At 71.2% G+C, this 26,249-nt stretch carries 23 protein-coding genes, 2 tRNA genes and 4 pseudogenes; 17 read left to right on the forward strand and 12 right to left on the reverse strand.

Going from position 1 to position 26,249, the window contains the following annotated elements; all coding sequences use genetic code 11:
• Positions 1-132 precede the first annotated feature (132 nt).
• Entirely contained in the window at positions 133-840 is a 708-nt protein-coding gene (locus AC07FJ_RS30145; protein WP_479052382.1) for an HNH endonuclease, read from the forward strand.
• A gap of 128 nt (positions 841-968) precedes the next feature.
• Entirely contained in the window at positions 969-2,141 is a 1,173-nt protein-coding gene (locus tag AC07FJ_RS30150; protein ID WP_479052383.1) for a DNA cytosine methyltransferase, read from the forward strand.
• Here AC07FJ_RS30150 and AC07FJ_RS30155 read toward each other — a convergent pair.
• The 4 genes and pseudogenes from AC07FJ_RS30155 to AC07FJ_RS30170 all read right to left on the reverse strand — a co-directional run bounded on the left by AC07FJ_RS30155 (position 2,114) and on the right by AC07FJ_RS30170 (position 4,842).
• On the reverse strand, positions 2,114-2,587 hold the full coding sequence (locus tag AC07FJ_RS30155) for a very short patch repair endonuclease (protein ID WP_479052384.1): 474 nt from the start codon (positions 2,585-2,587) through the stop codon (positions 2,114-2,116). The genes AC07FJ_RS30150 and AC07FJ_RS30155 overlap by 28 nt on opposite strands.
• 193 nt (positions 2,588-2,780) lie before the next feature.
• Entirely contained in the window at positions 2,781-3,575 is a 795-nt protein-coding gene (locus tag AC07FJ_RS30160; protein ID WP_479052385.1) for an NgoMIV family type II restriction endonuclease, read from the reverse strand.
• 43 nt (positions 3,576-3,618) lie between these two features.
• A pseudogene (locus AC07FJ_RS30165) lies at positions 3,619-3,693 on the reverse strand (excalibur calcium-binding domain-containing protein); the annotation flags it as partial.
• 132 nt (positions 3,694-3,825) lie between these two features.
• On the reverse strand, positions 3,826-4,842 hold the full coding sequence (locus AC07FJ_RS30170) for an SEC-C domain-containing protein (protein ID WP_479052386.1): 1,017 nt from the start codon (positions 4,840-4,842) through the stop codon (positions 3,826-3,828).
• Between the two features lie 130 nt (positions 4,843-4,972).
• Here AC07FJ_RS30170 and AC07FJ_RS30175 point away from each other — a divergent pair, with 130 nt between their 5' ends.
• The 3 genes from AC07FJ_RS30175 (at position 4,973) to AC07FJ_RS30185 (ending at position 7,074) form a co-directional block, all read left to right on the forward strand.
• Positions 4,973-5,272, forward strand: a complete 300-nt coding sequence (locus AC07FJ_RS30175; protein ID WP_361422868.1) for a DUF6412 domain-containing protein — start codon at positions 4,973-4,975, stop codon at positions 5,270-5,272.
• 108 nt (positions 5,273-5,380) lie between these two features.
• Entirely contained in the window at positions 5,381-6,100 is a 720-nt protein-coding gene (locus tag AC07FJ_RS30180; RefSeq protein ID WP_479052387.1) for a YidC/Oxa1 family membrane protein insertase, read from the forward strand.
• A gap of 116 nt (positions 6,101-6,216) precedes the next feature.
• On the forward strand, positions 6,217-7,074 hold the full coding sequence (locus tag AC07FJ_RS30185) for a fumarylacetoacetate hydrolase family protein (RefSeq protein ID WP_479052388.1): 858 nt from the start codon (positions 6,217-6,219) through the stop codon (positions 7,072-7,074).
• Positions 7,075-7,156: 82 nt separating this feature from the next.
• On the opposite strand, the gene AC07FJ_RS30190 is transcribed toward AC07FJ_RS30185, so the two are convergent.
• The 3 genes from AC07FJ_RS30190 to AC07FJ_RS30200 all read right to left on the reverse strand — a co-directional run bounded on the left by AC07FJ_RS30190 (position 7,157) and on the right by AC07FJ_RS30200 (position 9,356).
• Positions 7,157-7,543 carry a hypothetical protein gene (locus AC07FJ_RS30190; RefSeq protein WP_479052389.1) on the reverse strand — a complete coding sequence of 129 codons (387 nt, stop codon included), beginning with the start codon at positions 7,541-7,543 and terminating at the stop codon, positions 7,157-7,159.
• A 233-nt stretch (positions 7,544-7,776) separates the two neighbouring features.
• Positions 7,777-8,271: a heme-degrading domain-containing protein gene (locus AC07FJ_RS30195; RefSeq protein ID WP_479052390.1), complete on the reverse strand. Its 495-nt coding sequence runs from the start codon at positions 8,269-8,271 to the stop codon at positions 7,777-7,779.
• The gene (locus AC07FJ_RS30200; protein ID WP_479052391.1) at positions 8,268-9,356 is read right to left on the reverse strand and encodes a Gfo/Idh/MocA family oxidoreductase; all 1,089 of its coding nucleotides are present in this window, start codon (positions 9,354-9,356) and stop codon (positions 8,268-8,270) included. Before AC07FJ_RS30200 ends, AC07FJ_RS30195 begins: the two co-directional genes overlap by 4 nt.
• Positions 9,357-9,412: 56 nt before the next feature.
• Here AC07FJ_RS30200 and AC07FJ_RS30205 point away from each other — a divergent pair, with 56 nt between their 5' ends.
• The 9 genes and pseudogenes from AC07FJ_RS30205 to AC07FJ_RS30245 all read left to right on the forward strand — a co-directional run bounded on the left by AC07FJ_RS30205 (position 9,413) and on the right by AC07FJ_RS30245 (position 17,636).
• Entirely contained in the window at positions 9,413-10,525 is a 1,113-nt protein-coding gene (locus AC07FJ_RS30205; RefSeq protein ID WP_479052392.1) for an ROK family transcriptional regulator, read from the forward strand.
• A gap of 385 nt (positions 10,526-10,910) precedes the next feature.
• Positions 10,911-11,867, forward strand: a complete 957-nt coding sequence (locus tag AC07FJ_RS30210) for a hypothetical protein (RefSeq protein WP_479052393.1) — start codon at positions 10,911-10,913, stop codon at positions 11,865-11,867.
• 30 nt (positions 11,868-11,897) lie between these two features.
• Positions 11,898-12,203, forward strand: a pseudogene (locus tag AC07FJ_RS30215) (GntR family transcriptional regulator); the annotation flags it as partial.
• Positions 12,204-12,422 (forward strand): annotated as a pseudogene (locus AC07FJ_RS30220) (2-aminoethylphosphonate ABC transporter substrate-binding protein); the annotation flags it as partial.
• A 133-nt stretch (positions 12,423-12,555) separates the two neighbouring features.
• Entirely contained in the window at positions 12,556-14,085 is a 1,530-nt protein-coding gene (locus AC07FJ_RS30225; protein WP_479052394.1) for an alkaline phosphatase family protein, read from the forward strand.
• A gap of 98 nt (positions 14,086-14,183) precedes the next feature.
• The gene (locus tag AC07FJ_RS30230) at positions 14,184-14,963 is read left to right on the forward strand and encodes an HAD-IIA family hydrolase (protein WP_479052395.1); all 780 of its coding nucleotides are present in this window, start codon (positions 14,184-14,186) and stop codon (positions 14,961-14,963) included.
• A gap of 123 nt (positions 14,964-15,086) precedes the next feature.
• Positions 15,087-15,731, forward strand: a complete 645-nt coding sequence (locus AC07FJ_RS30235; RefSeq protein ID WP_479052396.1) for a hypothetical protein — start codon at positions 15,087-15,089, stop codon at positions 15,729-15,731.
• A 5-nt stretch (positions 15,732-15,736) separates the two neighbouring features.
• On the forward strand, positions 15,737-16,411 hold the full coding sequence (locus AC07FJ_RS30240) for a class F sortase (protein WP_479052397.1): 675 nt from the start codon (positions 15,737-15,739) through the stop codon (positions 16,409-16,411).
• Positions 16,412-16,613: 202 nt separating this feature from the next.
• Complete coding sequence (locus AC07FJ_RS30245) at positions 16,614-17,636, forward strand: glycoside hydrolase family 6 protein (RefSeq protein ID WP_479052398.1); 1,023 nt, start codon at positions 16,614-16,616, stop codon at positions 17,634-17,636.
• Between the two features lie 64 nt (positions 17,637-17,700).
• Here the strand turns inward: AC07FJ_RS30245 and glxA are convergent, their stop codons facing one another.
• From glxA to AC07FJ_RS30260, 3 genes are all read right to left on the reverse strand, one after another.
• Positions 17,701-19,653, reverse strand: coding sequence for a radical copper oxidase GlxA (gene glxA / locus AC07FJ_RS30250; RefSeq protein ID WP_479052399.1), 1,953 nt, complete (start codon positions 19,651-19,653; stop codon positions 17,701-17,703).
• Positions 19,650-21,587, reverse strand: a complete 1,938-nt coding sequence (locus AC07FJ_RS30255; RefSeq protein ID WP_479052400.1) for a glycosyltransferase family 2 protein — start codon at positions 21,585-21,587, stop codon at positions 19,650-19,652. The genes glxA and AC07FJ_RS30255 overlap by 4 nt, the downstream gene beginning before the upstream one ends.
• Before the next feature lie 404 nt (positions 21,588-21,991).
• Positions 21,992-22,065, reverse strand: a tRNA-Lys gene (locus AC07FJ_RS30260).
• A 165-nt stretch (positions 22,066-22,230) separates the two neighbouring features.
• On the opposite strand from AC07FJ_RS30260, the gene AC07FJ_RS30265 reads away from it, so the two are divergent.
• The 3 genes and pseudogenes from AC07FJ_RS30265 (at position 22,231) to AC07FJ_RS30275 (ending at position 25,588) form a co-directional block, all read left to right on the forward strand.
• A complete protein-coding gene (locus tag AC07FJ_RS30265; protein ID WP_479052401.1) occupies positions 22,231-23,565 on the forward strand; it encodes a peptidoglycan-binding protein in 1,335 nt (444 codons plus the stop codon).
• 116 nt (positions 23,566-23,681) lie between these two features.
• A pseudogene (locus tag AC07FJ_RS30270) lies at positions 23,682-24,863 on the forward strand (SPFH domain-containing protein); the annotation flags it as partial.
• Positions 24,864-24,994: 131 nt separating this feature from the next.
• Entirely contained in the window at positions 24,995-25,588 is a 594-nt protein-coding gene (locus AC07FJ_RS30275; protein ID WP_479052402.1) for a lytic polysaccharide monooxygenase auxiliary activity family 9 protein, read from the forward strand.
• A 69-nt stretch (positions 25,589-25,657) separates the two neighbouring features.
• On the opposite strand, the gene AC07FJ_RS30280 is transcribed toward AC07FJ_RS30275, so the two are convergent.
• Together AC07FJ_RS30280 and AC07FJ_RS30285 are read right to left on the reverse strand one after the other, a co-directional pair.
• Positions 25,658-25,731 (reverse strand) — tRNA-Lys (locus AC07FJ_RS30280).
• An 85-nt stretch (positions 25,732-25,816) separates the two neighbouring features.
• Positions 25,817-26,249, reverse strand: a 433-nt coding sequence (locus AC07FJ_RS30285) for an IclR family transcriptional regulator domain-containing protein (protein ID WP_479052403.1), incomplete at its 5' end; no start/stop codon positions are given.

Raw genomic sequence — 26,249 nt, forward strand, 5'->3', positions numbered from 1 at the left:
CCGAGAGCGCTCCATCCAGGGGTGGTCTGTTACCAGAGAGAGCTTGCCGCCACTTGCCGCGGCAAGTGGCGGCAAGTTACCCTGTTCGCCCGAAGGGGCGAGAGCTCGAACGTATGGATGATTGGCGATGGTGTGTCCGACCAGGACATGAACTGGCAGAACGAGTCGCTAGGCGCTCGTATCCGCGTGGCGTTGTGGCTGCGCGATGAGGTGGGTGAGGGCGGCACCTTTTCGAAGGCTCGGATCCGCGAGGCGATCAAGGGTACGGAACAGGTCGACCGCCGCATGCGCGACCTCCGCCCGGCCGGCTGGGTGATCCACACGTACCGCGACAAGCCAAGCCTTCAGCCGGACCAGCTGTTCCTGGAGAAGATCGGCCTGCCAGTCTGGGACGCCGAGTACCGAGCGGCAGGCTTGCGCCAGATCAGCGCCAAGACCCGGCGGTATGTGTACGAGCGGGACGGCCACATGTGCCGCCGCTGCGGAGTCGCGGCTGGCGAGGAGTATGCGGATGAGCCGGGAAGCCATGCGCGTCTGACCCTCGGCCACGTGAACCCGCATAAGTCTGGCAGTGGCGCGAACGCCGAGGATCTGCTCACCGAGTGCGCCCGCTGTAACGAGACCGTGAAACACCTCACTGGCGTGCAGATGACCAAGGAACAGATCTGGGACCGGATGAAGGAGCTTCCGCTCCGGAGCAAGCGTGACCTCCTGGCGTGGATCAAGGCCGACTGCCGCCCGCTCAGCCCGGCCGAGAAGGCGTGGGGCATGTACCGGCAAATGCCGGCTGCCGTGCGCGAGGAGCTCGAGCGTGACCTGGAGGCGCTCATGAGGGGCTGATCTACGCGGTGCGGTGGGTGTGGAGCTCTCCTCACCGGTCAGATGCGACACTTGCATATCTGCTGTCAGTCGCGGTTGGCTGTGGCTGACTCATCGCAATGCGTAGTCGCATCACCAGGAGGGTCCTCATGGGTTCCAGCGGTCGGCCGCTGACCTCAATTGAGATCTGCGCAGGCGCGGGAGGGCAGGCCGTCGGTCTGCACAACGCCGGTTTCCGCCACCTTGCGCTTGTTGAGATCGACGCACATGCGGCCGCAACGCTGGAGCTCAACGTCCTCACGGACAAGCGCTGGGGCGAGCGTGCAGCGGAAGAGTGCGATGTCCTTCACATGGACGTCAAGAATTTCCGTCCTGCTGAACATCTCGTGAAATTTAACGCCCGGATGGAGCGCCAGATCGAAAAAGGCGAACTCGATCTCCTGGCGGGTGGAGTTCCATGCCCCCCGTTTTCGGTAGCGGGGAAACAATTGGGGCGTGATGATGAGCGTGATCTGTTTCCCGCGATGCTCGATCTGGTCGAAGAGCTGAAGCCACGCGCCGTCATGATCGAGAACGTAGCGGGCTTGGTCAGACCTCGCGATAAGTTCTTCACATACCGCGAGGAGATCAAGCAGGCATTGCGGGAATCTGAGTACGTGATCTGCGGTTGGCGACTTCTGGAAGCCGCAGATTATGGGGTTCCGCAGTTGCGGCCGCGGGCCATCCTGGTGGCCATCCACAAGGATCATTACCGTGGATTTACGTGGCCTTCCCCTAATGGTCGGCGGCGTACTGTGGCGGAGGCCCTCGAAGAGACTATGAAGCGCCGTTTCGTGGAGGCAGGGCGTCCCGAGTGGTTCTATCTCTGGCGGGACGAAGCTATCCAGGGTGACGTAGCCCCCACTCTGGTAGGGGGTTCCAAGAAACACGGCGGAGCGGATCTTGGCCCCACAAGGGCGAAGAAGGCTTGGGCGGCACTCGGGGTTAACGGCATGGGTGTCGCAAATGATGAAAGCGAGCCTGACTTGGCCCGGGACCTGGGTAACCCGGCAGACAAAAAATGGCCCATGCTAACTGTCGAGCAGGCTGCCATCATCCAAGGGTTCCCAGACAGTCAGAACTGGAAGTTCTCAGGCCGGAAAACCGCTCGCTACCGGCAGGTAGGAAACGCCTTCCCTCCGCCTGTCGCGGAAGCTGTCGGCCGAGCAATTAAGCAGGCGCTCGAGCGGAAGGGTGACCTGATCGATCCCCCGGCCGGGGACCTTGAGCCTGACGGCACAACGTGGGGGAATTCTCAGGGAGTTCTGCCCGCGCTGCTCTGAGTGCCCTTGCTTCGCCGATCGTTTACGGCGCGAGTGATCGCACTTACACATTCGGTGGCCGGCATGTGCTCCCAGAACCGGAGCACAAGCCAGCCTGCCTCCCGGAGGCGTTCATCCGTGTCGCGGTCGCGGGCCATGTTGCGAGCCACCTTGTCCGACCAGTAGCCAGGGTTGGTCTTCGGCGGGACGTAGTGCTCAGGGCAGCCGTGCCAGTAACAGCCATCGATGAACACGGCGACCTTCGCTGGACGGAAGACCATGTCAGCCGTCCGGCGCAAGTTGGGCAGGGGTTTGGCTGCAACCCTGTACCGCAGTCCCTGGGCATGCACGAGCCGTCGGATGAGTTGCTCAGGTTTTGTATCCCTGCTGCGGATCGCTTGCATGTTGCGGCGCCGCGCTGCGGAGGATGCCCACGATCCCGCAGGCGGCTGCCACTGGTCTGACATCAGTTCGCCCCAGAGTTGTGAAGATGCCCGTCAGTCTCCGGCGTGTCTACCACTTCGTCGCGCTTAAGGCCACCTCTGCCCGCCGGCCTCGGCCAGCAGGGTCTTCCGCCCCTTGCTGAGCGGCGGCGCCGGGGACGTACGGCACTTCATGACGCTGTTGTCGGAAGACCCTTTTCCGGTTGGCGCGTGAAGGCTAATACCTGACCAAATCCAGGGCTAGCTGGTTATAGTCCCTGAGCCGGTTCTGCTCCGTCATCTCCTGCCATAGCTCCAGCTGAGAAGGTTCGTTCTTGCGGTGCCGAACGGTGCCGTGCTCCTGGACCGCTGCCTGGGTTTCCTCGAAGGCGACATGATAGACAGTGTCGATTTCTCCGGTTCCGCGAGTGAGGGAGGCAAGCCGACTGGGGAGTGGTTCGGCAGTGACGGCAACCAAGTGGGGTGCGCGGCCCCGGCGAGACCGGACGAGCAAGTTGAACTCGTGCCGGACATTCTGGGCGCGGTCAGAGCGCAGGGTCCATTTGCAGGAGACGACAGCATGCAGCGGGTTACCGGGTGCGTTGAGAGAAATAGTGACGTCCGGGGCGATTTGATAATCGGTGCCGAGTGTCACCCTCAAACTAGGGGTGCTGGCGAGTATCTCCCGAAGTTCGGCGAGGTGCTTGTACTGCTCGAAATTCCGAACGTCCTCGCCTCGTTTGACGGCCCATGGCATCTCCGGGCGAATCTTTGGAAGTCTGGTCAGGAGTTCCGCTGTCACGGCATTTTCTAGAGCTGTGCCTCGGCTTTCCTCCTTTGCTTCGGCGGAGCTTGCGGTTACCTGCCTGGTGACGCCGAGGTCGTCGAGCACGGCCTTCGCGATGCGGATGCTGGTCTTATTGGCTATATCAGATATGTTTGGTGCTAGATTGGTTCCACATACATCCTGCACTGTCTTATTAGACGTGGCCTTCCATGCGAGCAATCCGGGCAACCATGCTGGTGCGGCCATGTCTGTGCCTTTCTCGGGAGCTGTCCACGCAGGGTCGTGGCGGTCAGCCGTTGTAGCAGGTGACGCCGTCGTCGTCGCGGTCGAGGCGACGGCCGTAGCCTGGGTTGCCACGGTGGACCGGGCGCCATGGGCCTCAAGACATTGCTGGAGCCCACGACTCCGCAGCCGGTGCCGGTCAAAGGGGGCGGCAGGACGCCCACCCGCACCCAGTTCCTGCGGAGAAGTGGGCGAACGGCGGCAGCGCCCGTTGTCAGACCTCCAACGTCCCGTGGCACTCCCCGTACACCGTGCCCGAGCCGCACCAGCACGGGGACGTGCGGGCCGGGGGCCAGGGGGTCGCGTGGCCGCGGGCGGCGAGGGTGGTGGCGTATTGGGGGAGCAGGTCCGGGTTGGCGGGGGAGGCGGCCTCGGAGGCGGCGAAGGCTTCGTACGAGGGGACCGTGCCCTGGACGATGCCGAGGTTCGGGGTGCCGGCGGCCGCGAGTTCGCGGAGGGAGGCCTCCAGGTCGGTGAGGTGGGCCTCGTGGGTGGGGTACTCGGCCTCCAGCTCCGGGTAGGCCGCGAGGAGCTCGGCCAGTTCGTTGGGCGGCCAGAGCAGGACCGCCACCGGGAAGGGGCGGGAGAGGGCCGTGCGGTACGAGCCCAGCTCGCTGCGCAGGCGCTCGATCTCCGCCTGGAGCTCGGCCGGGTCGTCCGAGCCCAGGGACCAGAGGCGCTTGGGGTCGTGGAGCTCGTCCAGGGGTACCGCGCCCCGGTGGAGGCGGTCGGCCAGGACGTCCCAGTCATCGTGCGACAGCGCGAGCAGGCGGCGGACGCGGTGGCGGCCCATGAGAAGGGACTGCGCCGGGTACGGGACCTCGTCGTCGGGGGAGGGCAGGAGGGTGGTGACCGCCGTGGTGAAGGTCGCTTCGGCGGCCTCCAGTTCGTCGTGGGCCTCCAGCGTCTCGGCGACGATCTCCCACGCGGCGGCGTCGGTCGGGGGCGTCGCCCGCAGGCCGTCGAGGATCGCCCGGGCCTCGGCCTCGTGGCCGTACTCCCACAGGTTCGCCGCCTTGAGCGCCTTCACCAGGTGCGGGTTCTCCGGCGGCGGGGTGGCGGCGAGGAGGTCGTCGTAGAGGGTCGTCGCGCGGGCGCGGGCTCCCGCCAGCTCCAGGTGGGCGGCCGCCCGCAGCAGCAGCGGTTCGCGGTCTTCGGGGTACTGCGCCGCGGTGCGCAGCAGGCGCTCGGCTTCGGTGATGTGGTCGGCAGACGTGTCATCGGGGCGCATGGGGGACACCGTACTGCTGTACGGGGGCGGCGGGGGCCCGTCCCCCGCGCCCGCCGTCCGAGCCCGTCGTCCGCGCCGGGAACCATGCGGGACGGGCGTGCGTTCGAGACGGTGAAGGGAGGGGGATCGCATGCGCCGTCTTGCCGTGTGGGTGTCCGTGATGTGCGGCCTGACCGCTGTCCTGTACCTCCTCTTCGCCGACGGCGGGGCGTTCTCCGTCGCCGCCGCGCTCGTCGCCGTCGGGTCCGCGCTGGTCACGTACGCCGTCGTCGCCTCGCGCCGCGCGGCCGCCGTGCCGCCGACCCGCATACGCACCGCCCTCCGGGACCGCGAGCAGCGCACCGCCTTCCTGCGGCAGCGTGACCCCGACGCGCCGGGCCGCCGACGGCCCAGGGCGCCCGGCCGGCGTCTCGTCGCGACGGCCGCGTAGAGGTTCCCGCTCCCCTTTTCACCGTTCTCCACGCGGTTCCGTCGTCAATCCGGCATGCCGAAAACACCTCATTCCGGTACGACGAGACCCTCGGAGGGTTCCCTCACCATGTCCGCTTTCGCCTCGCTGGTCGAGCGCCTCGCCGCGCTGCTCCAGCCGCTGTTCCACGGTTCCGCCACCGCCGCCGCGATCGTCCTGTTCACCGTGGCCGTACGGCTCGCCCTCCACCCGCTGTCGCGGGCCGCCGCGCGCGGGCAGCGGGCGCGGATGCGGCTCGCGCCGCGCGTCGCCGAGCTGCGCAGGAAGTACGGGCGGAACCCGGAGCGGCTGCAGCGGGCCGTGATGGACCTGTACGTGGGGGAGCAGGTGTCGCCGTTCGCCGGGTTCCTGCCGAGCCTGCTGCAGCTGCCCGCGTTCTTCCTGATGTACCACCTCTTCACCGGCGGCGGCATGGACGGGCACGCCCTGCTGGCCGCGCCCCTCGGTGGGCGCTGGACGGGCGCCCTGGCGGACGGCGGGCTCTTCGGGCCGGCCGGGCTGGTGTACCTGGCGCTGTTCATGATCGTGACCGGGCTCGCCACGTACACGTACCGGCGGGCGCGGCGCGAGATGGGTGTGATGGGCGTGATGGGTGAGGCGGCCGGCGCGGAGCTGCCGGGGGCGGTCACCCGGCTGATGCCGCTCCTGGGGTACGGGACGCTCATCAGCGTCGCCGTGCTGCCGCTGGCGGCCGGCCTGTACGTCGTCACGAGCACGGCGTGGGGCGCGGCGGAGCGGGCGTACCTCTTTCGCAGAGGTGCGCCGACCCCTGCGGTTACTCGCGCGTAAAGGTCCACTGTGTGAACGAGGTCTTGCGGGGTGACCTGCGGTATTGGAGGATCGACCAATCCTCCGATGGCCGCACCCCATCGGCCGGGGCCCACCTCGACCACAGGGAGAAGACCATGAAGCTGCTGCGCGTCGGTACGGCGGGCGCCGAACGCCCTGCGCTGCTGGACCAGGAGGGGACCCTCCGCGACCTGTCCGCGCTCGTGTCGGACATCGACGGGAACCTGCTCTCCGACGCCTCCGCCCTCGACCGGATCCGTGCCGCCGTCGGCGCCGGTGTGCTGCCCGCGCTCGACGCGACCGGGCTGCGGATCGGGCCGCCGGTCGCGCGGATCGGCAAGGTTGTGTGCATCGGGCTGAACTACCACGACCACGCCGCCGAGACCGGCCAGGCGACGCCCGCCGAGCCGGTGGTCTTCCTCAAGGCGGCCGACACGGTCGTCGGACCGGACGACACCGTGCTCGTACCGCGCGGCAGCCGCAAGACCGACTGGGAGGTCGAGCTCGCGGTCGTCATCGGCCGTACGGCCCGCTACGTGGAGTCCGCGGAGGCGGCGCTCGCGCACGTGGCCGGGTACGCGGTCGCGCACGACGTCTCGGAGCGCGAGTTCCAGATCGAGCGCGGCGGCACCTGGGACAAGGGCAAGAACTGCGAGACCTTCAACCCGCTCGGCCCCTGGCTCGTGACGGCGGACGAGGTGCCGGACCCGCAGGCGCTGTCGCTGAAACTGTGGGTCAACGGCGAGCTCAAGCAGGACGGCACCACCGCCAACCAGATCTTCCCGGTCGGTGAGGTGGTGCGCTACGTCAGCCAGTTCATGACCCTCTACCCCGGTGACGTCATCAACACCGGTACGCCGGCGGGCGTGGCGATGGGCCAGCCGGAGCCGAAGCCGTACCTGCGCGCCGGCGACGTGGTGGAGCTGGAGGTCGAGGGGCTCGGGCGGCAGCGCCAGGAGCTCAAGGACGCGTGAGCGCGCGACGCGCAGCACCCTGACGGCTTGATGCGGCGGGTCGCCCCTGTGCGGGGGCGGCCCGCCGCTCGTCGACGACCGGTCAGGACACCAGTTGCACCTTCTCGGCGCGGTCCTTGAGGTTGACGCATTCCGTGTACGGGTTCGGGTCGCCCTGGCGCTCGCGGCACTTCCAGCGAGCGTCGTCCACGTGGACCACGACGACCTTGCGCCCCTTGCCACCGTGGTGCTTGGCCTGGACGGCGTCGCCGTACGCGTTGGCCACGCGGTGCGCGGTGCCGCAGGCGGAGCTGCCCTTCGTGGTCACCGCGACGACGGAGAGGCCGTTCCAGCCGGTACCGCAGTCCACCGCCTTGGTGGCGGCGCCGGGATCAACGGCCGGGGCCGCTGCCGACGACGGGGCGGCCGTCAGGGCCAGCAGGGTGGCGCCTCCCGCGAGGGCGACGGCGGCTGCTCTCATGGAGCGCATGACTGCCTCCTTCCGGCGCGCTTCGGCGAGGGTGATCGGTTTGCACGCCTTCTCGACCGTAGGGCCGGTCGGGTGATGCCGCGCGGTTGGATTGCTCCGAATGGGTGAAGCGATGCGGACGTACAAGTACCGCCTCAGGAGTCCTCGCGGTGGCCTCGCGGCGGACCTCACCCGCTCGCGTCAGGGCACCCGGTGAGACGCCGCCTCCCCTGGTCCGGAACCCGGGGCAGCCGTCACAGCCCCGCGACGAACCGCTCCAGCGCCTCGACCACCAGGGCGTGGTCCTCCAGTTGTGGCAGGCCCGAGACCGTCACCGTGCCGATGACGCCCGCGACGCCGGTGACCGTGAGCGGGAAGGAGCCGCCGTGGGCCGCGTAGGAGTCGGGGTCCAGGCGGGAGTCGGTGTCGAAGGACTTGCCCTTGGCGTGGAAGCGGGTGCCGACGAGGAGGGAGCTCTCGGCGTAGCGCTCGACGACGCGGCGTTTGCGGTCGATCCAGGCGTCGTTGTCGGCGCTGGAGCCGGGCAGCGCGCAGTGGAACAGCTGCTGCGGGCCGCGGTGGATGTCGATCGCGACCGGGGCCCGGCGTTCGCGGGCCAGGTCGACCAGCAGCGTGCCCAGCCGCCACGCGTCCTCGTACGTGAAGTGGGGGAGCGTCAGGCGGGCCTGCTGGGCTTCGAGCTCCTCAATGGTGGGAGCCGTGGTGGGGGCGGGGGAGGGCGCGGTCACAGCGTCACCGCCACGCCGTCGCGGGCCGAGCGGCGCGCCGCCTCCAGGACGTCCAGCGCGGCCGCCGCCTCGTGGGCCGTCACCGGCGGGGGCGTGCCGTCGCGCAGGGCGGCGGCGATGGCCGCGTAGTACGCCGGGTAGTCGCCCGGCAGCGACGGGACCGGCGTGCCGCCGCCCGTCACCGGCGACTCCCCGGCACCCAGGCGGCCCCACAGCGCCTCCGGCTCCGTGCCCCAGTCCGGGCTCGTGCCCGGCAGCAGGCCCTCGCGCAGGGCCGCCTCCTGCGGGTCCAGGCCGTACTTGACGTACCCGGCGCGCGAGCCGAGCACCCGGAAGCGCGGGCCGAGCTGGGCGGCGGTGGCGCTGACGTACAGGTGGGAGCGGACGCCGTTCGCGTGCGTCAGCGCGATGAAGGTGTCGTCGTCCGCCTCGGCGCCCGCCCGCCGGACGTCCGACTCGGCGTACACCCGCGTGGCGGGGCCGAACAGCACCAGCGCCTGGTCCACGACATGGCTGCCCAGGTCGTACAGCAGCCCGCCGAACTCCTCCGGCGCCCCCGACTCCCGCCAGCCGCCCTTCAACTGCGGCCGCCACCGTTCGAACCGGGACTCGAAGCGCTGTACGTCGCCGAGCTCGCCGCGCTCGACGAGCGAGCGGAGCGTGAGGAAGTCGTTGTCCCAGCGGCGGTTCTGGAACACGGAGAGGAGCAGGCCGCGCTCCTCGGCGAGGGCCGCGAGGCCCCGCGCCTCCGCCGCCGTGCCCGCGACCGGCTTGTCGACGACGACCGGCAGGCCGGCCTCGAGGGCGGCGGTCGCGACCGGGACGTGCGTCTTGTTGGGGGAGGCGATCACGATCAGGTCCAGCTCGCCCGCCCGGTCCCACAGCTCCTCCGTGGACGCCGCGACCCGGACCCCCGGGAACGCGGCGCGCGCCTGCTCCTGGCGCTCCGCGTTCGACGTGACGACCGTGTCCAGTACCAGGCCCTCGGTCGCGGCGATCAGCGGGGCGTGGAAGACGGAGCCCGCGAGGCCGTAGCCGACGAGTCCGACGCGCAGCGTTCCAGGCGTTCCAGGCGTTCCAGTCATGCGGCCCACTTAAGCAACGCTGTTGCCAAAGTGCAAGCGGGCCGGACAATGGGACCGTGAACATCAACGCTCTGCGCAGCCACAACACTGCCCTGCTGCTCAACCTGCTGCGGCAGGCGGGCGAGGACGGCGTCAGCCGGCTGGAGCTCGCCGAGCGCACCGGGCTCACCCCGCAGGCCATCAGCAAGATCATCGCCCGGCTGCGGGACGAGGGCCTCGCCGTCGACGCGGGGCGCCGCGCCTCCACGGGCGGCAAGCCCCGCACCGTGCTGCGCCTGGTGCCCGGGGCCGCCCACGCCCTCGGGCTCCACCTCGACCGCGACGAGCTCACGGTCGTCCGCGTCGACCTCGCCGGGGCGGTCGTCGCGGCGCGCGGCGTTCCGCTGGACCTCGGCGCGGGTACGGAGGCCGTCCTCGGGGTGGCGGCGCGGGAGGCGGCGGGCCTCCTCGACGCGACCGTCCTCGGCGCCGGGGTCGCCATGCCGGGGCCGCTCGACCACGCCGCCGGCGTACCGCACCGCGTGACCGGGTTCCCCGAATGGGACGGGTTCCCGCTGCGCGACGCGCTCGCCGAACGCCTCGGGCTCCCCGTGGTCCTCGACAAGGACACGAACGCCGCCGCCTTCCGTATCGCCGCGCGGGGGCGGGGCGGGGAGTCGTTCGCGTACCTCCACCTCGGTACGGGACTGGGCGCCGGGCTCGTCCTCGGCGGCACGCTCCACCGGGGCGCCCGGACCGGCGCGGGCGAGTTCGGGCACCAGACCGTGCAGCTCGACGGCCCGCCGTGCGGGTGCGGCGCGCGCGGCTGCCTGGAGGCGCTGTGCCTCGCGGCGGTGTCGCGCGGCGACCTGGCGGAGGCCGCGCGCGTGCTGGGCGTCGGCGCCGCCAACCTCGTCGGCCTCCTGGACATCGACCGCGTCCTGCTGGGCGGGCGCGTCGTCGCGGCGGCGCCGGAGCCCTTCGTGCGAGGAGTCGGCGCGGTCCTGGAGGAGCGCGCGCGCCGCGAGGGCGGCGTGCGGCCGGTCCCGGTGAGCCTCACGGACGCGAAGCCCGGTGCCGGTGGTGCCGGTGGTGCCGGTGGTGGGGGTGATGCCGGTACCGCTACCGGCGACCACCAGGTCGCCCAGGGCGCGGCACTGCTGGCGCTGGCGCCGCTGTTCGGCCTCTGAGCGGGGCAGGGGCTGGGCCCCGGCTGTGCCGGGTCGCGAGCCCCGGACCCCCGGACCCCCGGGCCCCCGGACCCCCGGGCCCCCGGACCCCCGGGACCCCGGCCGCCGGGCCGTCGGGCGGGTACGTCGGCGAGGGGCCGGGCTCGCCGGTCCCGGGTCGGGGCGTGGGCCCACGTGGACCCGGCGTGGCCGGGCTCGCGGAGCACTCGCCTCCGCCCACCCCGCCGGGCCCCGGCTCTGCCGCACGCGCCCCCACCCCCGCTCCGCTGATCGGGCGCATACGTGCCCCCGTACGGCGGGCCACCCCGCCCCGGCCGGTGCGGTGGCGGCGATGCGTGGCAGGTTCTCGGGGCACGACTTTCCGCGCCCCGCCGAAGGTGCCCCCATGCGACTGCGTCACGCCCTCGCCACCGGAGCCACGGTTGCCCTGCTCGCCGTCCCCTCCGTCGTCGCGGGCACCGCGCTGGCCGCATCGACCGCGACCGCGACCATGCCCGCGCCCGCACCCACGCCCCCGCCCGTCGCCGGGGGCGGCGCCGACACCTCCGGCGGTGCCGACACCATCGCCGTGCCGGAGCGCCAGCCGACCTGCGGGGACGCCGCCGACACCGCCTTCCCGATCGGTACGCGGATCAAGGACGGGCCCACCACGTACGAGGCCGGCGGCGGCTTCCGGACCTGGCGCGTCGAGCTGACCAACACCACCGCCCGCACCTGCGGCAACATCCACCCCGTCATCGTCTTCACCGACCGCGCCCAGACCCTCCAGCCCTCGCAGATCCAGCTGGAGTTCTACGAGGACGAGCGAGGCCCCGCGGAGGGCGGCCGTCCGCACCCCGTGACCATCGAGAAGACCGACCACAACGAACTCGTCGGCGTCCTCGACAACGGCTTCCCCGGCTACACCGTGCCGCCCGGCCGGACCCTCACCGTCCCCGTACGGCTCGCCTTCACCTCCGCCGCCCGCCCCGACGAGGTCACCGCCAACGCCGCGATCGTGCAGCGCCGCGGCGACGACGGCGACTGGGTCGGGGAGTCCGGCGACTACCGCTTCGCCGTCCGCGGGGAGGAGCGCCCGGCCGGCGAGGCCACGGCCGAGCCCACCGGGCCGCCGCCGACCGGCGAGGCGGCGGAGCCCGGGGTGGCCGACGAGCTGTCGAAGACCGGCCACGACACGTTCCTCCTGGCCGGGGCCACCGCCCTCGCGCTCCTCCTCGGTACCGGGGCACGGTGGTGGGTCGGGCACCGAGGGGTCGGGCGCCGTGACGGCGGGCACCGAGGGGTCGGGCGCCGTGGCGGCGGCCGCCGAGGGGCCGGGCGCCGAGGGGCAGGCCGCTCCTGACGTTCACGTACGTCTGCGGACCATCCCGCCGTGGACTACCCGAACGGCCAGGCCTCCCCTGGCGCACCCGTCCGCTCCGGCATCCCGGAGCACGGGCGCGTCCCCAAGTACTACGCGGTCAAGGCCCGCATCTCCGCCCTCCTCGACGACCTCGGCGAAGGCGGCACCCTGCCCACCGAGCGCGATCTGGCCGTGCGGTACGAGGTCTCCCGCGAGACCGTACGGCAGGCCCTGCGCGAACTGCTGCTCGAAGGGCGGCTGCGCCGCCAGGGGCGCGGCACCGTCGTCGCCGGGCCCAAGCTGGAGCAGCCGCCGGCGCTCGCCAGCTATACCGATGAGCTCCTGGACTTCATGCTCGGCGAGCGGGCGCAGCGCCAGGTCAGCGCTGTCGGCGGCGGCTTCCCGGCCCGTACGGACGTGAGGCCCACCGACGCCAACGCCGTCGCACTCGCCCGGCTGATGGAGGGCGTCGACGTCTTCGAGCCGGACGGGGCGGACATCGACGAGAACCTGAAGACGTACGTCGACGCGTGGAAGGCGGCGACGGGCGGCTAAGCCGGAGCCAACCGTTCACCGCACGTATCTGGTGCCCCGCGAGAGGGTCGCGGAAGGATAACGGGTACGGACCAACACCCCTGGCACACCAGGGGTGTTGGCATGCCCCCGCACCCCCCATGGAGGTTCCTCGATGCCCCAGACCGGCATGTCCCGCCGTACCGTGCTCGCCGCAGCGGCGGCCGGAGCCGCTACCGCTGCCGTCGCCGCCGCCCCGGCCGCCGCCGCGCCGACGCTCCCGAACGGCACCAGCCAGGACAAGGTCCTCGTCGTCGGCATGGACGGGCTGCGGCACGACAGGATCGAGGCCGCCAACGCCCCGCACCTGAAGGCGATGATGGCGAACGGCACCTACGGCCTGTCGCTGCTGTACGCGAACCCCATGGCCGCCACCTCCTCAGGGCCGGGCTGGTCGACGATCTCCACCGGCGTCTGGCCCGACAAGCACGGCGTCAAGGACAACACCTTCACCGGCAAGAACTACGGGCGGTACCCCGGCTTCCTCGCCCGCCTCGCCCAGGTGCGGCCCGCCCTCTCCACGTACGCCGCCGTCGACTGGAAGGCGCTGGACACCCAGGGCACCGTCACGCCCGGCGCCGACGCCAAGCTGGTCCTCGACGGCGACCGCGACGGCTACGTCGCCCACGACGCCACCATCACCGCCGAGACGGAGGCGGTCCTCCGCGACCAGAACCCCGACGTCCTGTTCGTCTACCTCGGCAACACCGACGCCGTCGCGCACGGCAGCGGCACCGGCCAGAAGTACCTCGACGCCATCGCCGTCCAGGACGCCCAGCTCGGGCGGATGCTCGCCGCCATCAAGGCCCGCCCCACGTACGCCTCCGAGCGCTGGACCGTCATCGTCACCACCGACCACGGCCATGTCGACGCGGGCGGCCACGGCGGCAGCTCCATCGAGGAGCGGCGCACCTTCGTCCTCGCCACCGGCCCCGGCATCGCGGCCGGCGCCCGCCCGCTCGACACCCGGCTCGTGGACGTCGCCGCCACCGTCTTCCACCAGCTCGGCATCGTCCCCGACCCGGCGTGGGGCCTGGACGGCAAGCCGATCCAGCAGCGCTCCACCGACCCCTTCGACACCCTCCAGTCCGCCCTGACGCAGCGCGTCGACGAGACCGGCATCCCCGCCGGGGTCCTCGGCTTCACGCACACCCCGCCCAGCGGCTGGTCGGTCATCAACAACGCCATGGGCACCGGCGGCGTGACCGAGTGGCGCGGTTGGTCCTTCGCGACGGACGAGTTCTGGTCCCGGACGCAGCGCGACCAGCAGCGCGAGCTCAACATCCGGGCCCGGGGCGTCTTCGCGGTCGCCGACTCCGACGAGTGGGCCGACAAGACCTTCTCCGGTACGTACGACTCGACGCTGGTCACCCCCGCGTACGGCGTCGGCGGCAAGACGAAGGTCACCCTGGACTTCACCACGCTCTACCGCCAGGAGGGCGGCCAGAGCGCCGAGGTGCTGGCCTCCTTCAACGGCGGGACGCCGACCCTCGTGAAGAGCTACACCTCCGACGTGATCTCCCAGCCCCAGTCCCTCACCGTCGCCGTCCCCTCGGGCGCGTCCAGCGTCAGCTTCCGTTTCCGTTACACCGGCTCCAACAACTGGTACTGGACGATCGACGGGGTGAAGATCACCTCATCCTGATCCGGCCGGGTAGGGCCTACGCTGAGGGCGTCGCCACAGTGCCGTCGCGGCGCCCCCCAGCACCCACGCACGACTTGCACGGCAGGAGTCCCGCAACCATGGCAGAGCGCAAGCCGATCGAATCCTGGCTCACCGACATGGACGGCGTCCTCATTCACGAGGGCGTCCCCATCCCCGGCGCCGACGCGTTCATCAAGAAGCTGCGGGACACCGACAGGCCCTTCCTGGTCCTCACCAACAACTCCATCTACACCGCCCGCGACCTGCACGCCCGGCTCTTCCGCATGGGCCTGGACGTGCCCGTGGAGAACATCTGGACCTCGGCCCTCGCCACCGCCCAGTTCCTCGACGACCAGCGGCCGGGCGGCACGGCGTACGTCATCGGCGAGGCGGGGCTCACCACCGCGCTGCACGACATCGGGTACATCCTCACCGACCACGACCCGGACTACGTCGTCCTCGGCGAGACCCGCACGTACAGCTTCGAGGCCCTCACCAAGGCGATCCGGCTCATCAACGGCGGCGCCCGCTTCATCTGCACCAACCCCGACGAGACCGGCCCCTCCGCAGAGGGCCCGCTGCCCGCCACCGGGGCGGTCGCGGCGCTCATCACCAAGGCGACCGGCAAGGACCCGTACTTCGCGGGCAAGCCGAACCCGCTGATGATGCGGACCGGGCTCAACGCCATCGGCGCGCACTCCGAGACCAGCGCCATGATCGGCGACCGCATGGACACGGACGTGCTGGCCGGTCTGGAGGCGGGCATGGAGACGTTCCTGGTGCTGACCGGCCTGACCACCCCGGCCGACGTCGACCGCTACCCCTTCCGGCCGTCCTCCGTCGTCGACTCGATCGCCGATCTGGTCGAGCGCATCTGACCGGATCCGCCCGCGTCACCGCAGGTCAGAGCGGTGATTGCGCCGAATGGCCGCCCCTCGCAGTCCCCTGGAGATGCGAAAAGTCCCAACAGGAGTGAATCTTCGAGTACCAGGAGGTTCACGATGCGTTCAGGATTGCTTGCTCTCCGTGCCGCAGGGGCGGCCACCGTACTGGCGCCCGTGCTGGTGCTCGCACCGGCCGCCGGCCTCGCGCACGCGGGGGAGGAGGAACCGGGCGGACACCACAAGGTGACGGCCCTGGTCCTCCCGGCCATCGCCGCCCCCGGCGCCGACGTCGAGGTCCGCGTCACCGGCTGCAAGCGCGACCACGGCCACGCCAGGTCCAAGGCGTTCCTCACCGACGCGCCGCTCTCCGCCCCCGACGGCAAGGGCGCGCCCCTGCGCGGCGCCACCGCGGTCAAGCCCCAGATCTCCCCTGGTACGTACGACGTCACCGTGCACTGTGACGGCCGCGACCACCACGCCGTCGGCACCGTCCACGTCATGCTCCCGGCGCCGGCCAGCCCCACCGCGCCCGTACGGGCCGGGGGCGGTGGCGCGGCCGCGCTCGCCGCCGACCCCGCCCAGGCCCCGAGCGTCGCCGACGCCGTCACCGGAGCCGACGCCGGCGAGGGCGGGCCCGGCACCCCGCACACCGTGATCGGCCTCGTCCTCGCGGGCGCGGCGGCCGTCGCCGTGGCGTTCCGCAGCGCCCGCCTGCGCCGCCGCCGGCGTACCGGCGTGGGTACGGGCCCGGGCGCGGACTGACGGCCATGGCGTCGACCCCGGACCGCCCGGCGGGTTCCGGGCGGCTGCTCACCGGCGTGGCCTGGGCCCTGCTCCTCCTCGGCCTGTGGCTCTGGGGCAAGGGCATAGCCGACGGCCCCGGTGGCCTGTCCGCCCCCACCACCGGCGACGTGGCCGCCGTCGGCCGCCCCCTCGGTGTACCGCTGCCGCCCGCGCACCCGCCGCTGGAGCCGGCCGGGCCGACCCGGCTGGAGGTGGAGTCGCTGGGCATCGCCGCCCCGGTCGTGGCGCGGGGCCTCGACAGCAGCGGCGCGATAGACCCGCCGCCGTACGAGACTCCGCGGACCGTCGGCTGGTTCGGCGCCGGCAGCGAGCCCGGCACGGACGGAGCGGCCCTCTTCACCGGCCATGTCGACACGGAGACCGAACCGGCCGTCTTCTACGGGCTGAGCTCGGCCCGCCCCGGCGAACGGGTCCGGGTGACCCGGACCGACGGCTCGGTCGCCGAGTTCACCATCGAGGACGTGCAGGTCGTCGCCCGCGACGAGTTCGACCCCGGGAAGGTGTACGGGCAGCGGCGCCCGGGCCGCGCCGAGCTGCGGATGATCACCTGCGGCGGCACCTTCGACCGCGCCTCGGGCGCCTACACGGCGAACGTCGTCGTCTCCGCGTACCTCACGGGCGTGACCGGGCCCCGTTGACCGGGCCCCGCTGACCGGGCCCCGTTGACCAGGGTCCGCTGACCCGGCTCCGCTGATCCGGCTCCACTGATTCGGTCCGCCGATCCAGGGCACACTGATCCGCGACCGGCCCGTGTGTCAGGATGGATTCGACCGGGCTTGTCCGGGGCGGGGCGCCTGGGGGGTGGCCCCGACGAGACGACAGTGCACCAAAGGGGAGTGGATGTACGGCAGTTGCACCGGTCGTGCGCGCCTGGGCGCGGCCGCGGTGGGGGCGGTCGCGGCGCTGCTGCTGGCGGGGTGTTCCTCCTCGGACGGCGGTGGGCGGTCGCAGGGGCCGGCGCCGGGGATCGGCCAGCAGCCCAAGGAGGTCTCCCCGTTCTGGGTCAACCCGGAGGGGAAGGCGGCCCAGGCGTTCGCCAGTCGGGTGCGCGACGGGGACACGGAGAACGCCGAGCTGATCAAGAAGATCGCCGCCCAGCCGATGGGCCAGTGGGTGGGCGCCGAGAACCCGGAGGCGGAGGCCCGCGGCTACACGGAAGCCGCCGCCAAGGCCGACCGGGACGCCGTCCTCGTCCTCTACAACATCCCCCACCGCGACTGCGGCCAGCACTCCGCGGGCGGCGCCGCCGACGGCAACGCGTACCGCGACTGGCTCGACAAGGTCGCCAAGGGCATCGGCGACCGCCCGGCGACGGTGATCCTGGAGCCGGACGCCGTGATGCACATGGTGGACAACTGCACCGACGGGCGCTACCACGAGGAGCGGTATGACCTCCTGCGCGGTGCCGTCCAGCGGCTGAAGCAGCAGCCCCACACCAAGGTGTACCTGGACGCGGGCAACGCGGGCTGGGGCAAGCCCGACCAGATCTTCGAGCCGCTGAAGCGCGCGGGCGTGGGGCAGGCCGACGGCTTCGCGGTGAACGTCGCCAACTTCCAGACCACCGAGGCCAGCAAGGAGTACGGCCGGAAGGTCTCGGCGAACGTCGGCGGCAAGCACTTCGTCATCGACACCAGCCGCAACGGCAACGGCCCCTACACCGACGGCGACCCCGCCGAGCGCTGGTGCAACCCGCCGGGCCGCGCGCTCGGTGAGACGCCCACCACCGAGACCGGTGACCCGCTGGTCGACGCGTACCTGTGGATCAAGCGCCCCGGCGAGTCGGACGGCGACTGCAAGGGCGGCCCGAAGGCGGGCGACTGGTTCCCGGAGTACGCCCTCGAACTGGCCCGCAACACGAAGTAGACCCGCGTACGCGAAGGGCCCCGGCGACCGCCGGGGCCCTTCGGCTCAACGCACCTCGACCCGCTTACGGCACCTCGACCCAGACCGCCTCCGACGGCGTGCCCTTGTCGTCCGTGACGAAGAGCATGTACCAGCCGGAGGGCACCAGGGCGCGGTTCTTCGGCACCGTCACCTCGATGCCGTCCGCCGTCTTCTCCACCTCCAGCGCGATCGAGCGCTGGTCGACGTCCGTCACGTGCGTGACCGCGCTCGGCCGCATCAGCTTCGCCGTCTTGATCTTCGCGGCGTCCGGCGTCTTGAAGACCCCGCTCCCGCCGCGCTTGATCGTCTCCGGCCCCGAGGTGATCTTCGGCCGCGCGTCCCGGTACAGGTAGGGCGGGGTGTAGATCTCGATGCGCTGCTCGAAGACGCCGGGCTTGGTGTTGGCGGCGTCGGCGAAGAGCGAGTCGGACCCGAAGATCATCACGCGGCCGTCGGGCAGCAGCACGGACCCCGAGTGGTAGTTGCGGCCCACCGCCGGGTCGGCGACCCGCTTGTACTGGCCGGTCTTCGGGTCGTACGTACGCGCCTGCAGGATGTTGGAGCCGCCGCGGCCCCGGTAGTCCTCGGAGCCGCCGGTCACCAGCACGGTGTCGTCCGGCAGCAGCGAGGCGCTCGGGTAGCGGGTGCCCTTCTCCAGCGTGGCGCCGTCCTTGAAGCGCGGGTTCGGGTCCTTCAGGTCGACCAGACGGGACTTCTCGCTGGACTCCTGGGACTCGCCGACTCCGCCGCCGCCGATGACCATGAACTTCTGGTCCTGCGCGGGCGGCAGCATGACCGTCGCCGAGGTCTCCATCTTGTCGGGGTCGCTCAGGCCCGGGATCTTGTCGAACTCGTTGGTCTCCAGGTCCCAGACGCCCGGTTCACGGCCGACGTCGGCGGGGCCGTACCCGGCGTTGGAGCCGGAGTAGAAGAGCTTGCCGTTGTCCATCAGGAAGATCGCCGGGTAGGTCGGGAAGCGGCGCTCGATCCCGGTGTACTCCCACGTCTTCTTCTTCGGGTCGTAGATCTCGTCCTTGCCAGGGACGATCTGCCCGATCTCGTCGAGGCCGGAGAGGGCGAGGACCTTGCCGTCCTTCAGGGTGGTCAGCGTGGGGTACCAGCGGGCCTCGTTCATCGGGTCGACCTTGATGTACTTCTCGGCGACCGGGTCGAACTCGAAGGCGTCCTTGATGCCCTGGAAGTCCTTCTTGTCGAGGGCGAGCTTCTGCGCCATGCCGTAGACGTTGCGGGCGTCCTTGCCCTTCAGGCCCTCGATCTTGTAGTTGTCCTCGGTTCCGGTCTCGAACTCCTTGCCGGACTTCTCGGCCTCGACGTAGATCCGGCCGAGGCCCGGCTCGGTGCGCAGGAAGGCGCCCGTGGCCGGGTCGAAGACCTTCTTCGCCTTCTCCACCAGGATCGGGTCCTTGGAGACGAAGGTCTTTCCGTTGGCCTTGCCGGTGAACTCGGTGCCCGCGGGCAGCGTGATCGGCTTGTCCGGGTCCTCGTTGTGGACGATCATCAGGCCGCCGGCCTTGGTGACGTCGCCCTTCAGCTTCTCGTACCGCTTGGTGCCGCCCGCGACCAGCAGCTTCCCGTCGGGCAGCTGGGTGTGCCCGGCGCAGAACATGTCCTTGGGAGTGGGGATCTTCTTGAACGTGTTCGTCTTCGGGTCCCACAGGACCGACTCGAACTTGTTCGCGTCGAAGTTCTTCTGGTTGTTGCCGGAGCCGGCGATGAGCAGCACCTTGCCGGTGTGCAGCAGCGCCGCGTGGATGGTGTTGATCCGGAACTCGGAGGGGACGTCGAGGAAGTCCCAGTGGCCGTTGGCGGCCTTGTACTCCGGCTTGTTGATCGTGTAGTCGTGGTACTTCTCCGAGCCGTACCGGTAGAGGGCCGGCCCGTTGAACCCGGCGACCACCGCGACCACCGCCGTGCCTATCAGGATGCGACGGGCGCGGTTCTTCCGGTGGTTCGGCCGGACGGGCAGGCTGCTCATTTGTTACGTCCCCCAAGGGCGATCTGCATGGTGTCGTTCTGCTCGGCCCAGCTCGGCCTGGCCTGCGGCGCGTGGTCCACGGCGGGCGCGGGCGGCTGCGGCGGGCGGCCCCCGCCGGCGTGCCGGGCGGGGCGGCGCTTCTTCTCCTGGCGCAGCATGTGCCGCCAGACGAAGATCGGCAACGCGGTGATCAGCGTCGCGAACGACGCCCAGACGACCATCGCGGGGTGGGAGTTCCCGAGGACGAAACCGGCGACGATGGAGGCGACGAAGATCCCGATGAAGTACCAGTGGTACCGGAAGGTCCCGAACCACCGGTCCGGGCTCGCCGAGTCACCCTTCGGGGTGACGACGAACTTGCTCTTGCGGCGGAGGGCCGAGTCGATCAGGGCCTTGGCGTAGAGCGGCGCGGACAGCGCGGACATGACCATGCCGGCCACACCGCCGGATCCCTCCGGCTCGTGCGGGGAGACGTTGTGGCGGCGGTTCCAGACGTACAGGCCGATCTGGAGCGCGGAGGCGTTGCCGTAGAGCATCAGCCACACGGTCGGGTCGATGTTCACGCCCGAGGCGCCCAGGCCCAGGAAGAGCGCGCAGCTCAGTGCCGCCAGGATCCAGTTCAGCGCGGACATCGGGTAGAAGATGATCATCATCGTGTAGTTGAAGAGCTTGCCCGCCGGCAGCGTGCCGAAGCCCTTCCAGTACTGCGTGAGGATCGTCTCGTACGTACCGCGCGACCAGCGCATCTGCTGGGTGAAGAAGTCCGTCCAGGCGCTGGGGCCCTCGCCGACCGCGAGCACGTCCGGGGTGTAGACGGAGCGCCACTTGCGGCCCGTGGCCGGGTTCTTGTGGCGGTGGATCTCGAAGCCGGTCGCCATGTCCTCGGTGATCGAGTCGTACAGGCCGCCGATCTGCTTCAGCGCCTTGATGCGCACGGCGTTCGACGTACCGACGAACATGGGCGCGCCGTAGCGGTTGCCGGCGCGCTGGATCAGCGCGTGGAAGAGGAACTGCTGCGACTCGGCGGCCTTGGTGACGAAGTTGTCGTAGTTGCCGTAGACCTGCGGGCCGATGACGAAGCCGACGTCCGGGTCGCGGAAGAAGCCGAGCATGCGCTCCAGGTAGTTCGGCAGCGGCACGTGGTCGGTGTCGACGGAGGCGAAGAAGTCGTAGTTGTCGCCGTGCGCGTCCAGCCAGGCGTTGTAGTTGCCGTGCTTGGTCTTGGCGCGGTGGGGGCCGGAGGGCTGGTTCCACTTCGCGATGCCCTTGCGGGAGAAGTGGTGCACGCCCAGGCGCTCGCAGACGGCCTTGACCTCGGGGTCGTTGCCCTCGTCCAGCAGCCAGACGTGCATCAGCCCGCGGTGACGGATCTTCACCGCGGCCTCCAGCGTCTTCGTCACCATCTCCAGGGGCTCCTTGCCCGGGACGAAGGAGGTGAGGAAGGCGACGCGGGTGCCGGTCTCGGGCACGACGGGTATCGGGTCACGAGCGACGAGCGTCGCGTGCGCGTTCGACAAGACGTTCATGCAGCGGAAGAGCTCGATCAGGCCGATCGAGACGAGCATGACGACGTCGAGGGCCGGCAGCCAGTCGAAGGCCGGGTAGTCGCGCTCCGTCCAGTGCGACGGCTGGAGCAGCCAGACCAGCAGCACCAGGGAGAGCACCGGCGCGGCGGCGAGCATCAGCGCGACCCGGATGCGGTGCGGCTCCTGCGAGATGAGGGACCGGTACTGCACCGTGTACGGCTTGTTGGGGTCCGGCTGGGTGAGCGGCCCGGCGAGCCGGCTGTAGTGCTCGTAGTCGTAGCGCGGCAGTGGCTTCGCGACGGGTCGCTGCCGGGGCCCGCCCCCGGTCCTGAGCCGCGGGGGAACCCGGAGCTGAGTGGTCCGGGATGGGTCGTTGTCCTGCCGGTCGCCGGTCGGCGTCGACGTCATGAGTCTTCCCCCCGCACGCATGCTTGCTGCGTGATTGGTCGTGTTCGTTCCACACCCGGGCCGCGCGCTTCCCTCGGCTTCCCGCGGCCGGCGCCCGGGTGCATCAGTGGCGGGCCGCCGTCTCCTCAGACATGGATTGGAGACCCTCCGGTTGCATGATGCCTGTCCTGTGATCGGCTTGTGAACGGGGCCCCCACCCCGTCGATTCCGTCACCGGGGCACCTGCGGAAAGCCGCTCCCCCAACTGTTCGAACCCACTGCCCTCTTGGGGGTGTGTCGGGTCCACGCCAGATTCTACGGCCCCCATCCGGAGTGCGAGGATCACCGCGGGGGTCACCGCACGGATGTGGCCATGGGAACGACCGAGGCCCCCTCACCAGTGGTGAGGGGGCCTCGGCCTCGCGTGCGCCGCCAGGGACTCGAACCCCGGACCCGCTGATTAAGAGTCAGCTGCTCTAACCAACTGAGCTAGCGGCGCCTGCTGACCTGCATAACTCTACCGGATGTCCGGGAGTGGTCCCGACCATCCCGCCCGGCGGCTCGGCCTGTCAGCTGACCGGTTTTCCTCTTCCTTCAGTCAAAATGCGACATATCTGGATAGTTGCGACACTGGCGCCCGTACCGCAGCGAGGAGAGGATCCGCATGGCCGCCGCCCTGGTCTTCGAGGAGTACGAGCCCGACGCCGACTGCCCGTGCGCGGGCTGCGCCCGGCAGCGCCGTGAGCTGGCCCTCGGGCTCGCCGTGCGCGCCGGTGGTCACCCCGCCGCGCACGGCGCCCGCCGCGCCCTGGTCCTGGCCACCGTGGCGGGTGTGGCCCTGGGGGCGGGCGCCGGCGCCGCGCCGGGGGCCGAGGTCGCGGCCCCCGCGACCCACCCGCTCCAGCGGACGGGGGCCACCGGCGCCCTCACGGGGCGCGACGACCCGGGCCCCGGCACACCGCAGGGCCAGACGGGGCCCCTGCACGGACGGCCGCGGCCCGGGCCGACGGCGAGTCAGGCGGGGGTGTCCGCCCAGACGCTGCGCCGCTCCACCCGCGCCGAGATCATCAACCGGGCCAAGCTGTGGGTGGCGGCGAAAGTGCCGTACTCGATGGAGAAGTACTGGCACGACGGCTACCGGCAGGACTGCTCCGGGTTCGTCTCGATGGCCTGGGGCCTGCCCGGCAACGAGTGGACGGGCACCCTCGACCGGTACGGCACCCCCATCGCCCGCAGCGAGCTCCAGCCCGGCGACATCCTGCTCTTCCACAACCCCGCCGACCCGAACAAGGGCTCGCACGTCACGATCTTCGGCGGCTGGACCGACTACACGCACACCTACTACACCGCCTACGAGCAGGCCCGCCCGCACGCCCGCAAGCAGGCCACGCCGATGGCGTACTGGACCAACTCCAGCCGCTACGTGGCCTACCGCTACAAGGGCCTGAGCGCCCTCCCGGCCTCCGGCAGCCAGGGCACGCCGGTGGCGTACCCCGGCGACGGCTCCTTCGGCCCCGGCGCCGCCAACCGGTACGTGACCCAGCTGGGGCGGATGCTCGCGGCGCGCGGCGGCGAGCGGTTCTACCGCTCCGGGCCGGGCCCCCGGTGGGGCGACGCCGACCGCACGGCCACGCGGGCGTTCCAGCGGGCGCAGGGCTGGCGGGGCGGCGAGGCGGACGGGCTGCCCGGGCCGCACACCTGGCGGCTGCTGGTGCGGGGTCAGGGCCGCGACATCCCGGGAGCGGCCCGGAGCAGCGGCACGCCCGACTTCCCCGGGCGCGGCTGGTTCCGGCCGGGCCAGTCGAACCCGTACGTCGAGCAGCTCGGCCGCCAGTTGGTGCGGCGGGGGTTCGGCGCCCACTACCGCACGGGGCCGACCCCGCGCTGGGGCGAGGCCGACCGGCGCAACGTCGAGGCGTTCCAGCGGGCGCAGGGCTGGCGGGGCCGCGAGGCGGACGGCTATCCGGGACCGGAGACGTGGCGGCGGCTGTTCCGATGACCGATGACCGATGCGACGACCCGAAGACTCGACGACCCGAAGACTCGACGACCAATTGTGACCACGAGGTGTGAGTGATGCAGACGGGGACACCGGAAAGCGGCGGGCCGCACGTGCGGCGCGTGCCGGTGATCGGCAACGAGACGACCGGGCCCATCCCGGTCCACCTGCTGTTCCGGGACGACGGGGAGGGCGGCGGGACCGACGGCGACGGCGGCGAGGCCGGCGGCGAGGGCGCGGCCGCGACGACCGACGCGGCGGTACGGGACGAGGCGCCGCCGCGGCCGCCCGCGGGCTCCGTGCCCGGAGCCGTGTCCGTATGCGTGTCCGTGCCGACTCAGGCACCGGCGCAGACACCGCCTGCCGGCCGGTCGCGACCCGTGCCGTCCGGCGACCCGCGCCTCGTCGAGCGGCCCGGTCCCGTGCTGCCCGGCTGGGTCGGTGTCGTCGCCGGGGCCGCCGCGCTCGCCGGGTGCGCGGCGGTGCTGTGGTGGGTCGGTGTCGTGCCCCCGGCGCTGACGCTGATGCTGCGGCTGCCGTCCCCTCCGTACCACGGCATCGCCCTCGGCTGGTGGGCGCTGCTCGCGCTCGGAGTGCTGATGACGCTGTTCGCCTTCGGCGGGCTGGGGCGCGGGCGGGTCGGATACGCGTGGGTGCTGACGCTGTTCGGCGACTACCGGGGCAGTGTGCGGCGCACCGGGCTGGTGTGGGTGAGCCCGCTCATGCTGCGCCGCCGGGTCGACGTACGGCTGCGGCACTGGCGCAGCGAGCCGCTGCCGGCCGTCGACGCGAACGGCACCGCGCTGCGGGTGGTGGTGCTGGTGGTGTGGCGCATCCGGGACACGGTGCGGGCGGCGCTCGGGGTCGCGGACCACGAGCAGTACCTGCGCGAGCAGGTGGAGGCGGCGATGGCGCGGGTGCTCTCCCAGCTGCCCGCCGACGCTTTCCACGAGGACGCGCCGACGCTGCGGGACGCGGAGGTGGTGGGGGACGCGCTGACGCGGATGCTGTCGGAGGAGTGCGCGCCGGTCGGCATCGACGTCTTCTCGGCGCAGCCGACGCGGATCGAGTACGCGCCCGAGATCGCGGCCGCGATGCAGCGGCGGCGCATCGCGTCGATCGACGCCAAGCACCGGGACATGGTGCTCACGTCGGTGGTGGACGCGGTGGACGACATGGTCCACCGGCTGACCACGCGTGGTCTGGTGGAGCTGGACGACTACGACCGCAAGGCGCTGGTCAAGGACCTGACGGTGGCGTTCTACACGGGTCGCAGTGGTCCGGTCGAAGCCCCGTGATTGGTATGGACATGTCTAATTGACGTCCCTACATTGGGAGTTGGTCCAGACCAACTCCCGGCTGGATCGCACCAGGGCACCACCGCAGCACGGCTCATGGAACTTCCCCCACGTTCACCTGGAGCACCAGCATGCGAAACCGCACCCTCGGCGCGGCCGTGGTGGCGCTCGGCGTCGCCGGAGCGTCTCTCCTCGCCACCAGCAGCGCCAGCAGCCACGGCTACACCGACTCACCCATCAGCCGCCAGAAGCTCTGCGCCAACGGCACCGTCACCAACTGCGGTGCCATCCAGTGGGAGCCGCAGTCGGTCGAGGGGCCCAAGGGCTTCCCGTCCGGCGGGCCCGCCGACGGCCGGATATGCGCCGGCGGCAACTCCACCTTCGCCCAGCTCGACGATCCGCGGGGCGGGGCCTGGCCCGCCACCCGGGTGGCCGCCGGTCAGAGCCACACCTTCCGCTGGCAGTTCACGGCACGGCACCGCACCACCGACTTCAGGTACTACATCACCAGGAACGGCTGGAACTCCAACGCTCCGCTGACCCGCGCGGCCCTGGATCCGCAGCCGTTCCTCACGGTTCCGTACAACGCCCAGCAGCCGCCGTCCACGCTCTCGCACAGCGGGACGATCCCCAGCGGCAAGACGGGCAGGCACCTGATCCTCGCCGTCTGGACGATCGCCGACACGGGGAACGCCTTCTACGCCTGTTCGGACGTCCAGTTCTGAGCCGTGTGCGCGAGCACCGCACCAGCACGAGAAAGCCCCTCGCTCTCGCGAGGGGCTTTCTTTCGTCTGTGCGCCGCCAGGGACTCGAACCCCGGACCCGCTGATTAAGAGTCAGCTGCTCTAACCAACTGAGCTAGCGGCGCCTGCTGACAGAGTTAATACTACCTGGTCCGAGGCGTGCTTCCGCCCGCGCGCGCGTGAGCTGGCTCACATCCGGCGCGTACGGGTTTAAAGCGCCAGCGACAGCACCACCGGGGCCGCCTTGCGGTTCAGCGCGTCGGCCGCCGAGCGCAGCCGGTGCGCGTGCTCGATCGGGAGCGAGAGCGCGAGGCAGCCCACGGCCGACCCGGCGGTCAGCGGAACCGCCGCGCAGACCGTGCCCACGGCGTACTCCTGGAGGTCCAGGACGGGAACGGTCGGCGGCTGGCTGTCGAGCTTGGAGAACAGCACCTTCTCGCTGGTGATGGTGCGCGAGGTGAGCCGCGCGATCTTGTGGCGGGAGAGGTGGTCTCTGCGCCCGTTCACGTCCAGCTGCGTCAGCAGGCACTTGCCGACCGCGCTCGCGCGCGCGGCGGAGCGGAAGTCGACCCACTCGTTGACCTTCGGCGTGTGCGGCCCGTCCGCGACCTGGGTGACCTTCACCTCGCCGTCGATGTACCGG

It is taken from the genome of Streptomyces sp. NPDC045998 (genome assembly GCF_056430285.1).

What these genes read in the sequence shown, in the direction of transcription:
- AC07FJ_RS30275 (WP_479052402.1), top strand. Translation starts at nt 24,995, where the DNA reads ATGCGAAACCGCACCCTCGGCGCGGCCGTGGTGGCGCTCGGCGTCGCC.
- AC07FJ_RS30225 (WP_479052394.1), top strand. Translation starts at nt 12,556, where the DNA reads ATGCCCCAGACCGGCATGTCCCGCCGTACCGTGCTCGCCGCAGCGGCG.
- AC07FJ_RS30170 (WP_479052386.1), bottom strand. Translation starts at nt 4,842, where the DNA reads ATGCGCCCCGATGACACGTCTGCCGACCACATCACCGAAGCCGAGCGC.
- AC07FJ_RS30160 (WP_479052385.1), bottom strand. Translation starts at nt 3,575, where the DNA reads ATGGCCGCACCAGCATGGTTGCCCGGATTGCTCGCATGGAAGGCCACG.
- glxA (WP_479052399.1), bottom strand. Translation starts at nt 19,653, where the DNA reads ATGAGCAGCCTGCCCGTCCGGCCGAACCACCGGAAGAACCGCGCCCGT.
- AC07FJ_RS30255 (WP_479052400.1), bottom strand. Translation starts at nt 21,587, where the DNA reads ATGACGTCGACGCCGACCGGCGACCGGCAGGACAACGACCCATCCCGG.
- AC07FJ_RS30265 (WP_479052401.1), top strand. Translation starts at nt 22,231, where the DNA reads ATGGCCGCCGCCCTGGTCTTCGAGGAGTACGAGCCCGACGCCGACTGC.
- AC07FJ_RS30235 (WP_479052396.1), top strand. Translation starts at nt 15,087, where the DNA reads ATGCGTTCAGGATTGCTTGCTCTCCGTGCCGCAGGGGCGGCCACCGTA.
- AC07FJ_RS30150 (WP_479052383.1), top strand. Translation starts at nt 969, where the DNA reads ATGGGTTCCAGCGGTCGGCCGCTGACCTCAATTGAGATCTGCGCAGGC.
- AC07FJ_RS30230 (WP_479052395.1), top strand. Translation starts at nt 14,184, where the DNA reads ATGGCAGAGCGCAAGCCGATCGAATCCTGGCTCACCGACATGGACGGC.
- AC07FJ_RS30200 (WP_479052391.1), bottom strand. Translation starts at nt 9,356, where the DNA reads ATGACTGGAACGCCTGGAACGCCTGGAACGCTGCGCGTCGGACTCGTC.
- AC07FJ_RS30210 (WP_479052393.1), top strand. Translation starts at nt 10,911, where the DNA reads ATGCGACTGCGTCACGCCCTCGCCACCGGAGCCACGGTTGCCCTGCTC.
- AC07FJ_RS30185 (WP_479052388.1), top strand. Translation starts at nt 6,217, where the DNA reads ATGAAGCTGCTGCGCGTCGGTACGGCGGGCGCCGAACGCCCTGCGCTG.
- AC07FJ_RS30190 (WP_479052389.1), bottom strand. Translation starts at nt 7,543, where the DNA reads ATGCGCTCCATGAGAGCAGCCGCCGTCGCCCTCGCGGGAGGCGCCACC.
- AC07FJ_RS30180 (WP_479052387.1), top strand. Translation starts at nt 5,381, where the DNA reads ATGTCCGCTTTCGCCTCGCTGGTCGAGCGCCTCGCCGCGCTGCTCCAG.
- AC07FJ_RS30245 (WP_479052398.1), top strand. Translation starts at nt 16,614, where the DNA reads ATGTACGGCAGTTGCACCGGTCGTGCGCGCCTGGGCGCGGCCGCGGTG.
- AC07FJ_RS30175 (WP_361422868.1), top strand. Translation starts at nt 4,973, where the DNA reads ATGCGCCGTCTTGCCGTGTGGGTGTCCGTGATGTGCGGCCTGACCGCT.
- AC07FJ_RS30155 (WP_479052384.1), bottom strand. Translation starts at nt 2,587, where the DNA reads ATGTCAGACCAGTGGCAGCCGCCTGCGGGATCGTGGGCATCCTCCGCA.
- AC07FJ_RS30240 (WP_479052397.1), top strand. Translation starts at nt 15,737, where the DNA reads ATGGCGTCGACCCCGGACCGCCCGGCGGGTTCCGGGCGGCTGCTCACC.